Genomic DNA, 12,565 nt, shown 5'->3' on the forward strand with positions numbered 1-12,565 from the left:
ATAGTACGTGGCGTCTCATTTACCCTGGGCGCATGGCCCTCGAACATGCGCTGCTGGTATCGCTGACCGAACGTGCCAGTTCGGGGTACGACCTGGCGCAGCGGTTCGACAAGTCGATCGGGTTCTTCTGGAACGCCACCCATCAGCAGATCTATCGCGTACTCAAGCGGATGGAGGAGCAGGGGTGGGTGACGGCGGAGGCCGTCGCGCAGGAGGGCCGGCCGGACAAGAAGGTGTACACGGTCAGCGACGCCGGGCGAGACGAGCTCGTGCGGTGGATCGAGGAACCGATCGAGATCGCGCCGATGCGCAATGAACTCGGAGTCAAGTTGCGCGCCGCCTCGCTGGCCGACGTGCCCAAGCTGGCCGCCGAGGTGCGGCGGCATCGGGATCAGCATGCGCATCGACTGGATCTGTACCGGACCTTCGAGAAGAAAGACTTTTCCAATCCGGAGCAGTACACGGGATGGAAGCTGCACCAGTACCTCGTGCTGCGCGGAGGCATCCGCGTGGAGGAGGGATTCGTCGACTGGTGCGACGAAGTACTCGACGCCCTGCAGCGCGACTCAGCCCGGTCGCGCGCGTCCGAACCGAAAGGCACTCAGGGATGAGCGCATACCCGCACCTCTTCGAACCCCTGGACCTGGGATTCACCACGCTGCGCAATCGCGTGGTCATGGGTTCCATGCACACCGGTCTGGAGGATCGGGCCTGGAACACCAACAAGCTCGCCGCCTACTTCGCCGAGCGCGCGAAAGGCGGTGTCGGCCTGATCATCACGGGCGGCTACTCGCCCAACCGCACCGGCTGGCTCACACCCTTCGGCGGCAAACTGACCAACAAGACCGAGGCGTACCGGCACCGGGTGATCACCAAGGCGGTGCACGCCGAGGGCGGCAAGATCGCCCTGCAGATCCTGCACGGCGGCCGCTATTCCTATATGCCCAACAGTGTTTCGGCCTCGGCCATCAAGGCCCCGATCAACCCGTTCAAGCCGCGCGCGCTGTCGTCCAAGGGCGTCGAGCAGACCATCGACGACTACGCCCGCTGCGCCGCGCTGGCCAAGTTCGCCGGGTACGACGGCGTCGAGATCATGGGTGGTGAAGGCTATTTCATCAACCAGTTCCTGACGCCGCGGGTCAACAAGCGCAAGGACAAGTGGGGCGGCAGCTCGGAGAACCGCCGCCGCATCGCCGGAGAGATCGTGCGCCGGGTGCGCAAGGCGGTCGGCCCGGACTTCATCATCGTATTCCGGCTCTCCATGGCCGATTTCGTGGAGGACGGCCAGACCTGGGCCGAAATCGTCGAGGTCGCCAAGGATGTCGAGGCCGCGGGCGCGACCATCATCAACACCGATATCGGCTGGCACGAGGCGCGGGTACCCACCATCGTGACCTCGGTGCCGCGCGCGGCGTTCGTGGAGTGGACCGCGAAAGTCAAAGACGTGGTGAGCATTCCGGTGTGCGCGTCGAACCGCATCAATATGCCGGAGACCGCCGAGGAGATCCTCACCCGCGGTGACTCGCACCTGGTGTCGCTGGCCCGCCCGCTGCTCGCCGACCCGGAGTGGGCGCGCAAGGCGCAGGAGGCCCGCGCCGACGAGATCAACACCTGCATCGCCTGCAACCAGGCCTGCCTGGACCACGCCTTCCAGTACAAGACGGTGTCCTGCCTGCTGAATCCCCGTGCGGGACACGAGACCGAGCTGAAACTGCTGCCCACCCGCCGCACCCGCAAGTTCGCGGTCGTCGGCGCGGGCCCGGCCGGGCTGTCGGCGGCGGTCAGCCTGGCGCAGCGCGGGCATGTGGTCGATCTGTTCGAGGCCGACGACAAGATCGGCGGCCAGTTCGACATCGCCCGCCGCATCCCCGGCAAGGAAGAGTTCAACGAGACCATCCGCTACTACACGCGGCAGCTCGAAATCACCGGCGTCCGTGTGCATCTCAATACCAAGGCCACCGCGCAGCAGCTCATCGACGGGCGCTACGACGAGGTGATCCTGGCGACCGGCGTGAAGCCGCGCATCCCGAACATCCCGGGCATCGATCATCCGAAGGTGCTCACCTACGCCGAACTCGTGCGCGAGGGCAAGCCGGTCGGCAAGAAGGTGGCGGTCATCGGCGCGGGCGGCATCGGCTTCGATGTGAGCGAATTCCTCACTGTCGAAGGACATCCCAGCCTGAAGCTCGACGAGTGGAAGGAGGAGTGGGGCGTCACCGACGATCCCGAGGTGCGCGGCTTCGTCACCACCCCCAAGCCCTCCCCCGCCGCCCGCGCGGTCGTCCTGCTGCAGCGCAAGTCGTCCTCGTTCGGCAAGGATCTGGGCAAGACGTCGGGCTGGGTGCACCGGGCCGCCGTCAAGGCCAAGGGCGTCGAGCAGATCGGCGGCGTCAACTACGAGCGCATCGACGACAAGGGCCTGCACATCAGCTTCGGCGAGAAGCGGCAGCGGCCGCGCGTCATCGAATGCGACAACGTGATCCTGTGCGCCGGACAGGAATCCGTGCGCGATCTGCACGAGCCGCTGCAGACCGCGGGCGTGAAGGTGCATCTCATCGGCGGCGCGGATCTCGCCTCCGAGCTGGATGCCAAGCGCGCCATCAATCAGGGCACCCGGCTGGCGGCCGAACTCTGATGCCACTGCTCACCCGCCTCGGCCTGCCCGGAGACGAGCGGGCCTGGGCCGCACTGGGTTTCACCGTCGGTGACGGTGGCTTCCGGATCGGCCAGGTCGCCTGCACCATCGGCGAACCCGCCTGGGGTTTCGACGAGGTGCGGGCCGACCCGGCTGTACTGGGCGTCGCGGCACTGCCTGATCCGAACACGCCCGGAGTGGGCGCGGCGGGGGCCGGAGCGGGCGCGGCTGGGACCGGATCCCTTGGGGGCACGGCCGAGTCCGGTGCGGGTGCGCACGCCAATGGCGTCACCTTCATCGACCACGTCGTGTACTGGGTGCCCGACCTCGATGAGGCTGTCACCAATCTCGGTGCGGTCCTGGGTATTCCGCCGCGCCGCCGGTTCTTCCCGCGCGGCCCGGAGGGGCCGGAGATGGCCTTCCACCGGGTCGGTGAACCCTTCATCGAAACCGTCGGCGCCGGATTGGCGGACCCCGCGCTCGTGGGCGTCGCCTTCATGACCGCCGATCTCGATGCCGCGGTCGACACCATCCGCGCCGCGGGCGGCCCCATCGGCGATCCCAAACCCGCCGTGCAGGGTGGCCGGATCGCCGGTGTGTGGCGCGGCCACCTGAATTGGGGCATCGCATTCATGGAGCCCGAGCCGGGCCGCTGAATTCCGTCTTTCCCGAGCGGAATTCGGCGCATCCACCCCCTCGCTTTGCCCGCTGGTTTTTGTCGGACCCTTCTGCGATGATCGCTGCGCATTTGTCGTTCGAACTGGGGGAGGAATTCTCTATGTCATTGTCTCGCAAGGCCGCCTTCGGCGTGCTGGCCGCCACCGCCACCGCTCTGATCTCCGGCGGCGCCGGAACCGCGAACGCGGCCTGGGACTACTACGGCGCGATCGCGGTCGCCGATCGCGGCGACAGCTGGGCCATCGGCGTCACCTGGAACTACGAGGACCAGGGCCGTGCCGACGCGGACGCGCTGGACGAGTGCGGCTACCGCAATTGCGTTGTGCAGGTTCGCTTCATGAACGGCTGCGGCGCGGTGGCCGATCGCGACGGCCGCCTGTTCTGGGGCACCGGCCGCAATCTCGCCGAGGCCGAGCGCAACGCGCTCGCCGCCTCCGGCCCGGACCCGAACCCCTTCCTGGTGAGCGTGGGCAGCGCGCAGAAGAGCTTCAAGGGCATCGTCGCCTCGCAGTGCACCGACTGATCGACACCCGGTTCTGATCGAATGGAATGTCCGTGCGGGGACGGACACTCCATTCGCGGAGCGAATTCATTTGTCGTGTGAGGTATCTCCCAATCCCCCCTCGTGCACTTCGAGGTTGGTGATCCGGTCCGAAAGTTTCGGGGGGATCAAGTTTCCTGGCAGGGAGGGAATTGCTCGATGCCTTGTCACGCAAACTCGCGGCGTCGCACGGGTGATGCACTCCCATTGCAACCCCAACGCGGGCTGACGACTCGCGCGGGCGCGGGCACCCGTACCCCCGCACGCGGTCTCCCCGAATGCGCGCCCCCCGGAATGGGTAGGCTCCCCGACGTGAGTCTTCCTCTCCCCACCGCCGACAATCGTGCCGTCGTCACCGGAGCCTCCTCCGGGATCGGAACCGCCCTGGCCGAGGAGCTCGCCTCGCGCGGCTACTCGCTCATCCTCGTCGCCCGCCGCGAGGATCTGCTGAACCAGCTGGCGCAGCGACTGACCGACCGCTACGGGATCACCGCCGAGGTGCGGGCGGTGGATCTGTCCGACCGCGAGGCGCGGCAGCCACTCGCCAAGGAACTGGCCACCCGCGAGATCGCGATCCTGGCCAACAACGCGGGTGTGGCCACCTTCGGCCCGCTCGCCAAGCTCGACCTCGGGTTCGAGCGCGACATCATGGAATTGAACGCCGTCGCCGTGCACGACCTCACCCTCGCGGTGCTGCCGGGCATGCTGGAGCGGCGCGCGGGCGGCATCCTCATCACCGGATCCGCGGCCGGCAACATGCCGATTCCGAACAACACCACCTATGCCGCGAGCAAGGCGTTCACCAATACCTTCTCCGAGTCGCTGCGCGGGGAGCTCAAGGGCACCGGCATCCACGTCACGCTGCTGGCCCCCGGCCCGGTGCGCACCGACAATCCGGATCAGGACGAGGTCGGCAACAAGATCCCGGAGTTCATCTGGGTCACCGCCGCGCACACCGCCAAGATCACCATCGACGCGCTCGCCCGCAACAAGATGCGCGTGGTTCCGGGCCTGATCAGCAAGGGCATGAGTCTGGCGGGACAGTTCGGCCCCCGCTCCATCACCTCCGTGGTGGCGGGCGCGGCCTACAAGAAGCTGGGCGAGAGTTAGCTCGTCAGTAACCCGTCAAGAAAGCCTGCTCCCACGTCAAAGCCCCGTAGCCGGAAGCCCCGGCCGCGGGGTTTCGGCGTAGTCCTGAGAGTGGCCCCGCATAAGAGAAAGCGGGGACGCCCATCAGGAGAGCTTCTGTGACGCTGGCTGACATATTCCCGTCGCTGCTGTCGGGAACCCCGCCCCGCTTGGATTCGGCCGTCTGGCCTCGGGAAACCCATTACGACAGCGAAGGGCGGATCACCGTCGGCGGGGTCGCGCTGGCGGATATCGCCGATCAGTACGGGACGCCCACCTACGTCTTGGACGAGGAAGAGGTGCGCTCGCGGTGCCGGGCCTACCGGAAGTACTTCCCGGACGCGGAGACCATCTACGCGGGCAAGGCCCTGCTCACCCGCGGCGTCGCGGAATGGGTGACCGAAGAAGGGCTCTCGATCGACGTGTGCTCGGCCGGGGAGCTGGCCGTGGCCCTGTCGGCATGGGTCGATCCGCAACGAATCATGTTGCACGGCAACGGGAAGCCCTTCGCGGAACTGGAGACCGCGATCGGCTGCGGCGTGGGGCGGATCGTCATCGACTCGCTCAGCGAGATCACACTGGTCGCCGCACTGGCCACCACACCGCAGCGGGTGCTGCTGCGCGTCACGCCCGATATCGACGTGCACGGGCATCCGGCGGTGCGGACCGGGGTGGCCGATCAGAAGTTCGGGTTCCCCATCGGCAGCCACATGCTCGACGAAGCGGTGGAACGCATTGTGCGGCACCCGAATCTGGAACTGGTGGGGTTGCACTGCCATATCGGATCGATGATCCACGACACCTTCCCCTACGGCGAGGCGGTACGGCGGATGGTGTCGGCCATGGCGCGCATCCGCGACGACCACGGGGTCACCCTCACCGATCTCGACCTCGGCGGCGGACACGCGGTGGCCTACCGCAGCGGCGACGCGGAACTGAATCTGCCGGAACTCGCCGACATCATCGAGGATTCGCTGGACGCCGCCTGCGCCCGGCACGGATACCCGCGTCCGCGCATCGCGCTGGAGCCGGGGCGGGCCATCGTGGCGCGCGCCGGGGTGACGCTGTACCGGGTGCTGTCGGTCAAGCACATCGACAACGGGCAGACCTATGTCACCGTCGACGGCGGCATGTGCGACAACCCGCGCGTGGCGCTGTACGGGGCGCGCTACGACGCGGTCGTGGCGAACCGGCATCCCACCGGGCCGCATATGACCGCCACCATCGCCGGACGCTACTGCGAGGCGGGTGACATCCTCGCCCGCGATGTCCGGTTGCCGGTCGACCTGCGCGCGGGCGAGGTGCTGGCCATGCCGTGCACCGGCGCGTACCACCACAGCCTCGCCTCGACCTTCAACGGCGTGGGCCGCCCGCCGATTGTCGCTGTGCGCGAAGGACATACGCGGGAACTGGTACGCCGCGAGACGATCGAGGATCTGATGCGGCGCGATATCGGGCACTGACGCCGCCGGCCCGGCCGGGATCCACCGCAGGGAGGTGGATCACGGCCGGGTGGCGGATTCGGGGTTCAGGGGTGAAACCCCTGAGAGCCCACGAGAGTTCCGGTGACCTCGCCCACGAGAGTTCCGGTGATCTAGCGCTTGCGGGTGCCGAAGATGCTGCGTCCGATCTCCCGCCCGGCCACGGTGGCTGCCGAGCGCAGGAAGTTCTTGAAGGCCGTGTTGTTGACGATCTTCTCGGCCATGGACTCCTCCTCCGGAGCCGGTTTGGACGAGCGGGACCGGGTCGGCGCGGGCGCGTCCTCCTGCGCCTGCGCGGCCGCGGCCAGTTTCTCGGCGAGGATCTCGTAGGCCGAATCCCGGTCGATGGTCTGGCCGTACTTCGCCTGCAGCGTGGACTGCTGTGCGCGGGAACGGATTCCGTCGTCACCGATGGTGTCCATGAGCGAGCGCGGCGGCTGCATGCGCGCCCAGGCCACGGGGGTGGGCGCGCCCTTCTCCGACAGCACCGTCACGACGGCCTCACCGATACCCAGTGAGGTGAGCGCCTTTTCGAGATCGTAGGTCTTGGTCTTCGGGTAGGTGCGCACCGTCTTCGACAGCGCCGCTTGATCTTCCGGCGTGAAGGCGCGCAGTGCGTGCTGGATGCGCGCGCCCAGCTGGGAGAGCACGGCGTTCGGGATGTCGGTGGGCAGCTGCGTGCAGAAGAACACGCCGACGCCCTTGGAGCGGATGAGCTTCACCGTCTGCTCCACCTGCTGCAGGAACGCCTTCGACGCCCCGTTGAACAGCAGATGCGCCTCGTCGAAGATGAACACCAGCTTCGGCTTGTCCATATCGCCGATCTCGGGCAGCGTCTGGAACAGATCCGCCAGCACCCACATGAGGAAGGTGGAGAACATCTGCGGGCGTGAAGCCTGCGCGCCCAGTTCGAACAGCGTGATCACGCCCTGTCCGCCCGCGGTGCGCATGAGGTCGGCCGGATCCAGTTCCGGCTCACCGAAGAAGGTGTCGCCGCCCTCGGCCTCCAGGTTCACCAGGGCGCGCAGGATGACACCGGCCGTCGTGGCGGAGACACCGCCGATGCCCTTGAGATCCTCCTTGCCCTCCGGGCTGGTGAGGAAGGCGATGACCGAGCGCAGGTCCTTCAGATCCAGCAGCGGGAAGCCGTTCTGATCCGACCAGTGGAAGATCAGGCCCAGGGTGGATTCCTGAGTTTCGTTGAGCCCCAGCACCTTCGACAGCAGGATCGGCCCGAACGAGGTGATGGTGGCACGGATCGGGACGCCGATGCCCTCGGTGCCCAGCGAGACGAATTCGCAGGGGAATCCGGTGGGTTTCCAGTCCGGGTCACCGGTTTCCTGTGCGCGCGTGAGGATCTTGTCATTGGACTGCCCCGGCTGCGAGAGTCCGGACAGGTCGCCCTTGATATCGGCCACCACGACCGGCACCCCGGCCGCCGACAGCTGCTCGGCGATGCCCTGCACCGTCTTGGTCTTACCGGTACCGGTGGCTCCGGCGATGAGGCCGTGCCGGTTCATGGTCTTCATCGGAATCCGCACGCGCGCATCGGGATGCACCGCGCCGTCCACGATCACCGTGCCGAGTTCGAGGGCGAGGCCCTCCATGGCGTATCCGGCCGCGATCTCCGTCGCCGCGCCGTCCGCCGAATCCGCGCTCGCGGCAGCGGTTTTCGCGGGGGCCTTGGCGGCGGGAGCAGCCGCTTCGGCGGCGGCCTGCTGGGCGGCTTCCTGTTCCGCCGCTTCCTTCTCGGCGGCTTCCGCGGCGGCCGCCGCCTCCGCCGCGATCCGCGCGGCGTCCTCCGCGGCCTTCCGTGCCGCCGCTGCCTTCTCCTGCGGGCTGGTCATCGCGCTGTCCTCCGTTTGCTGAACGCTGTGCCGAATGCGGGTTACTGCGACTGCTCGGGTACTGCGACTGCTCGGATTCACCCCCACACACCGTGCCGACCGGCCGGTTATGCGGATTGTGCAGTGAACGATACTGCCCGGTCGGCCCCCAACCCAGGCCCGACGCGGCCGGGTGACCCGGACGACAGCGCCGAAAGGGCTAACCTTTGCCGGGTGAGTGACAAATACGTGGTGTGGATGGATTGCGAGATGACCGGCCTACGCCTCGACAGCGACAAGCTGATCGAGGTCGCCGCCCTCGTGACCGACAGTGACCTCAATATCCTCGGCGACGGCGTGGACATCGTCATTCACGCCGACGACGCCGCGCTCGCGGCCATGCCGCCGGTGGTCACCGACATGCACGCGCGCTCCGGGCTCACCGAAGAGGTGCGCCGCTCCACGGTCACCCTCGCCGAGGCCGAACAGCAGATCCTCGACTACATCAAGCAGTACGTACCCACCCCGCGCACGGTCCCGCTGGCCGGCAACTCCATCGCCACCGACCGCGGCTTCATCGCCCGCGACATGCCCGCACTGGACGCGCACCTGCACTACCGCATGATCGACGTCAGCTCCATCAAGGAACTGGCCCGGCGCTGGTACCCGCGCATCTACTTCGGCCAGCCCGAGAAGGGCCTGGCGCACCGCGCCCTCGCCGACATCCGCGAATCCATCCGCGAACTCGAGTACTACCGCCGCACCGCCTTCGTCGCCCCGCCCGGCCCCTCCACCGCCGAGATCGCGGCCGTGGCAGCCGAACTCGGCAGCACCCGCGCGGCAACCGAAAATGACGGCGTAAACCCGGCCTCACCAGCCGATTAGGATCTCGGCGCGGACTCACGCTACGATCTATCGCGCCGGAAGTTACGGCAAATGGTGGCTGTAGTTCAGCTGGTAGAGCACCAGGTTGTGATCCTGGGTGTCGCGGGTTCGAGTCCCGTCAGCCACCCCGAAGAGAGGCCCTGATCCATTGGATCGGGGCCTCTTCCGTTGTCGGCACTAGGGCGCGAGATGCGCCAGCGCGGCATCCAGGACGGCGTCGGCGTAGGCCTCGGTGAGACCGTCCAGGCCCAGGGACCAGCGCGATTGGATGGGGCCGAGCAGCAGGTCGAGGGCCACCTCGGTGTCCAGGTCGGCGCGGACCTGTCCGGCTTCGACGCCTGCGGCCAAGCGGGCGGCGAGGGCGGCGCGCTGTGGGAGGAGCAGGCGTTCGCGGTAGTAGCGGCCGATCTCGGGGTCCTGCTGGATCTCGATGTACATGGCGCGCAGGAAAGCTTCGGAATCGGGGTCGGTGAGTTCGGCTACCGCGCCGCGCAGGAGCAGGCGCAGGTCGGCGCGGATGTCGCCGGTGTCGGGCAGGACCAAACCCTCGGGGCTGGAATACCTTTCCAGCATGGCGTCCAGGACGACCGCGCCCTTGGAGGGCCACCAGCGGTAGATGGTCTGCTTGCCCACGCCCGCGCGGGAGGCGATGGACTCGATGCTGAGCTTGGCGTAGGGCAGTTCGCGGATGAGGTCGGCGGTGGCGGTCAGGATCGCCGCCCGTGCTCGTTCGCTGCGCCGCGCGGCACTCGGGGTTTCGGGCATGCCGTCACAGTAGCACTGAGCGAGACGAACCGTCTCGTCTTGACGAGCGCAATTTTCTGGGATACCTTCTTCACCAAGACGAGACGGAGCGTCTCGCGACGAAAGGATTACCCCACATGACCCGCACATGGTTCATCACCGGCGCGAACCGCGGCCTCGGCCGGGCGTTCACCCTCGCCGCACTGGAACAGGGTGATCGAGTTGTCGCGACCGTGCGCAACCCCGACACCATGGCCGACATCGCCCAGGAACGGCTCACCGTGCTGCCGTTGGACGTTCGCGACCGGGAGCGCGTGATCGCCACCGTGGACCGGGCTTTCGAACTCACCGGATCCATCGACGTGATCGTGAACAATGCCGGCTACGGCCTGGTCGGCGCGATCGAGGAGCTCGACGAGCAACTCGTCCGCGACCAGATGGACACCAACTTCTATGGCGCGCTGTGGGTTTCGCAGGCCGCCGTACCGCATCTGCGCAAGCAGGGGTCGGGGCACATCATCCAGATCTCCACCGTCGGGGCGGTCGGCTCGCTGCCGCTGTTCGGCCTCTACAACGCCAGCAAGTGGGCGCTCGAAGGTTTCAGCGGGTCCCTCGCGGATGAACTGCGCCCCTTCGGCATTCACGTCACCATCGCACAGATGGGCGGCTTCGACACCGACTGGGCCAAGTCCAGCATGAAGTTCGGCAACGCCCTGCCCGCCTACGACGAGACCCGCTCGGCCATCCTCGGCATGCCCGGCTACCCGGACCCGTCCGCCCCGCCGCCGCCGAACGACTACGAGTCCGAATGGGTCGAGGCGTCCCCCGAAGTGGCTGCCGCCGAACTGATCTCGCTGGTGAACACCTCGAACCCGCCGGTCCGCAAGATCATCGGCCCGGGTGCGCAGCAGATGGTGGCCATGGCCCTGGACCAGCGCCGCCAGGACTACGCCTCCGACCCGGAGTTCACCTGGCCGGCCTGACCGGTACCGACGGCGGTTCCCCGGCCGGACCTGGGAACCGCCGGGCAAGGGCTAGCGCTGGAATTCGGCGACGAACGGCGTATCCACGCCCACCACACCGGCTTTGATCCCGCCGCGCGGCTCACCGAGGGGTTCGTCGCGGCCGGGCAGCGGCTCGTCGAAGAAGCGGGCGTTCTCGGTCGCGAAAACCTCCTGCCCGGCAGGCATGTCGTCCTCGAAGTAGATCGCCTCCACCGGGCAGGCCGGTTCGCACGCGCCGCAGTCCACGCACTCCACCGGCTGGATGTAGGCCATCCGCTCACCGATGTAGATGCAGTTGACCGGGCATTCCTCGATGCAGGCCCGATCGAGGACGTCGACGCAGTCTGCTCCGATGACGTAGGTCACGGTAACTCCTCGGGATTCGAACCCGCCCGGCCCGCGGTGACTGCGGTGCGGTCGGCGGGTCGATCCGGGCGGTGCGTCCACGATCGCCTGTCGGAGCACGGCCCGGTAGCCGGGAAAGCCGGACCACCCCATAAGCCGCGCTGATGACCTCACGCGGGCAAAGCCGCGGCACACACGCGCACGGCCGCGAGGCGGGCTCCTCCGGGAGACGGGCTCCTCCGCGAGGCGGGCTCCTCCGGGAGACGGGTTCGGCCGAGACGCGGGTTCAGCCGGGACGCGGGTTCAGCCGCGAGGCGGGTCCGGCTGGGAGGCCACCTCTGCCGAGGTCGCGCATAATCGACCCTTATGCCCCTGCCGCCCGGAACGCCCGATCTGGAGGTCCTCGACCTGCTGACCTCGGTCGCCGAGCTGGGCAGCCTCGGCGCGGCCGCCCGACGGCACGGCATCACCCAGCCGGCCGCGAGTATGCGCATCACCGCGCTGGAGCGGCGGCTACGACTGCGGCTGCTGGATCGAGGCCCCACCGGTTCGGTACTCACCGAATCCGGTCGCGCCGTAGTCGCCCACGCGGCACCCATCCTCGCCGCGGCACAGGCGTTCTCCGACGGCATCGCCACACTGCGGGCCGCCGACCGCCCGCGCCTGCGCATCGCCGCCTCCAAAACCATTGCCGACCATCGCATGTCCCAGTGGCTGGCGGCACTGCGGGCGGATCGTCCCGAGGTGATCGTGACCCTGGAGGTCGGCAACTCCCGCCAGGTCGAGACCTGGGTGCGACAGTCCGAGGCGGACCTCGGATTCGTCGAAGGCCCCCATCCCCCAACGGAACTCGCCAGCCGAGTCCTCGGAGCCGACGATCTGGTCGTCGTGGTCGGCGCGAGCCACCGGTGGGCGCGCCGCCGCCGGCCGATCACGGTCGCCGAGCTCGCGGGCACCCCGCTGCTGTGGCGCGAATCCGGGTCCGGCACCCGCGACACCGTGTGGGAAATCCTCGGCGCGGAGGCCGAACCGGCCCAGCCCGCCGCCGAATTGGGCTCGGCCGCAGCGATTCTCGCCACCGCCCGCACCGGCATCGCGCCCGCCGTCCTCAGCCGCTTGATCGCCGCCCCCGACCTCGACGCGGGCACCCTCCTCGAAATCCCCCTCGCCGATGCCGTACTCACCCGCAAATTCCGCGCCGTCTGGCGCAGGCAGTCACCACCCGCCGACCCCGGCGAACTCCTGGTCCGCTATGCCGAACGATTCGAAACCTGAACCACGACAGCGACTCTGCGCGC

12 protein-coding genes and 1 tRNA gene are annotated in these 12,565 nt (G+C 68.1%); 10 read left to right on the top strand and 3 right to left on the bottom strand.

The genetic code is table 11. The features are described from left to right. Nucleotides 1-32 precede the first annotated feature (32 nt). From JK358_RS30145 to lysA, 6 genes are all read left to right on the top strand, one after another. Complete coding sequence (locus JK358_RS30145; protein WP_201954326.1) at nt 33-611, top strand: PadR family transcriptional regulator; 579 nt, start codon at nt 33-35, stop codon at nt 609-611. Then, nucleotides 608-2,635 carry an NADPH-dependent 2,4-dienoyl-CoA reductase gene (locus tag JK358_RS30150; protein ID WP_201954327.1) on the top strand — a complete coding sequence of 676 codons (2,028 nt, stop codon included), beginning with the start codon at nt 608-610 and terminating at the stop codon, nt 2,633-2,635. The genes JK358_RS30145 and JK358_RS30150 overlap by 4 nt, the downstream gene beginning before the upstream one ends. Next, nucleotides 2,635-3,291, top strand: a complete 657-nt coding sequence (locus tag JK358_RS30155) for a VOC family protein (protein WP_201954328.1) — start codon at nt 2,635-2,637, stop codon at nt 3,289-3,291. The genes JK358_RS30150 and JK358_RS30155 overlap by 1 nt, the downstream gene beginning before the upstream one ends. Before the next feature lie 122 nt (nt 3,292-3,413). Next, nucleotides 3,414-3,836 (top strand): DUF4189 domain-containing protein, encoded by a 423-nt coding sequence (locus JK358_RS30160; RefSeq protein WP_201954329.1) that lies wholly within the window; start codon nt 3,414-3,416, stop codon nt 3,834-3,836. Between the two features lie 330 nt (nt 3,837-4,166). Continuing rightward, nucleotides 4,167-4,964, top strand: coding sequence for a mycolate reductase (gene cmrA / locus JK358_RS30165; protein ID WP_201954330.1), 798 nt, complete (start codon nt 4,167-4,169; stop codon nt 4,962-4,964). Between the two features lie 137 nt (nt 4,965-5,101). Then, nucleotides 5,102-6,445, top strand: coding sequence for a diaminopimelate decarboxylase (gene lysA / locus JK358_RS30170; protein WP_201954332.1), 1,344 nt, complete (start codon nt 5,102-5,104; stop codon nt 6,443-6,445). A 131-nt stretch (nt 6,446-6,576) separates the two neighbouring features. On the opposite strand, the gene JK358_RS30175 is transcribed toward lysA, so the two are convergent. Next, the gene (locus JK358_RS30175) at nt 6,577-8,310 is read right to left on the bottom strand and encodes a helicase HerA-like domain-containing protein (RefSeq protein WP_201954334.1); all 1,734 of its coding nucleotides are present in this window, start codon (nt 8,308-8,310) and stop codon (nt 6,577-6,579) included. 213 nt (nt 8,311-8,523) lie between these two features. Between JK358_RS30175 and orn the strand changes: the two genes are divergently transcribed. Beyond that, entirely contained in the window at nt 8,524-9,174 is a 651-nt protein-coding gene (gene orn, locus JK358_RS30180) for an oligoribonuclease (RefSeq protein WP_201954336.1), read from the top strand. Nucleotides 9,175-9,228: 54 nt separating this feature from the next. After that, a tRNA-His gene (locus JK358_RS30185) sits at nt 9,229-9,301 on the top strand. Nucleotides 9,302-9,351: 50 nt separating this feature from the next. Here the strand turns inward: JK358_RS30185 and JK358_RS30190 are convergent. Then, nucleotides 9,352-9,939 (bottom strand): TetR/AcrR family transcriptional regulator, encoded by a 588-nt coding sequence (locus JK358_RS30190; protein ID WP_201954338.1) that lies wholly within the window; start codon nt 9,937-9,939, stop codon nt 9,352-9,354. Nucleotides 9,940-10,055: 116 nt separating this feature from the next. Here JK358_RS30190 and JK358_RS30195 point away from each other — a divergent pair, with 116 nt between their 5' ends. After that, a complete protein-coding gene (locus JK358_RS30195) occupies nt 10,056-10,901 on the top strand; it encodes an SDR family NAD(P)-dependent oxidoreductase (RefSeq protein WP_201954340.1) in 846 nt (281 codons plus the stop codon). A gap of 51 nt (nt 10,902-10,952) precedes the next feature. Here JK358_RS30195 and fdxA read toward each other — a convergent pair whose 3' ends face one another. After that, nucleotides 10,953-11,288, bottom strand: coding sequence for a ferredoxin (fdxA, locus tag JK358_RS30200; RefSeq protein ID WP_201954342.1), 336 nt, complete (start codon nt 11,286-11,288; stop codon nt 10,953-10,955). 345 nt (nt 11,289-11,633) lie between these two features. Between fdxA and JK358_RS30205 the strand changes: the two genes are divergently transcribed. Then, on the top strand, nt 11,634-12,542 hold the full coding sequence (locus tag JK358_RS30205) for a LysR family transcriptional regulator (protein ID WP_201954344.1): 909 nt from the start codon (nt 11,634-11,636) through the stop codon (nt 12,540-12,542). Nucleotides 12,543-12,565: the final 23 nt, after the last annotated feature.

Source organism: Nocardia acididurans (assembly GCF_016741815.1).
Lineage (GTDB): Bacteria > Actinomycetota > Actinomycetes > Mycobacteriales > Mycobacteriaceae > Nocardia > Nocardia acididurans.

What these genes read in the sequence shown, in the direction of transcription:
- JK358_RS30145 (WP_201954326.1), top strand. Translation starts at nt 33, where the DNA reads ATGGCCCTCGAACATGCGCTGCTGGTATCGCTGACCGAACGTGCCAGT.
- JK358_RS30150 (WP_201954327.1), top strand. Translation starts at nt 608, where the DNA reads ATGAGCGCATACCCGCACCTCTTCGAACCCCTGGACCTGGGATTCACC.
- JK358_RS30155 (WP_201954328.1), top strand. Translation starts at nt 2,635, where the DNA reads ATGCCACTGCTCACCCGCCTCGGCCTGCCCGGAGACGAGCGGGCCTGG.
- JK358_RS30160 (WP_201954329.1), top strand. Translation starts at nt 3,414, where the DNA reads ATGTCATTGTCTCGCAAGGCCGCCTTCGGCGTGCTGGCCGCCACCGCC.
- JK358_RS30175 (WP_201954334.1), bottom strand. Translation starts at nt 8,310, where the DNA reads ATGACCAGCCCGCAGGAGAAGGCAGCGGCGGCACGGAAGGCCGCGGAG.
- JK358_RS30190 (WP_201954338.1), bottom strand. Translation starts at nt 9,939, where the DNA reads ATGCCCGAAACCCCGAGTGCCGCGCGGCGCAGCGAACGAGCACGGGCG.
- JK358_RS30195 (WP_201954340.1), top strand. Translation starts at nt 10,056, where the DNA reads ATGACCCGCACATGGTTCATCACCGGCGCGAACCGCGGCCTCGGCCGG.
- JK358_RS30205 (WP_201954344.1), top strand. Translation starts at nt 11,634, where the DNA reads ATGCCCCTGCCGCCCGGAACGCCCGATCTGGAGGTCCTCGACCTGCTG.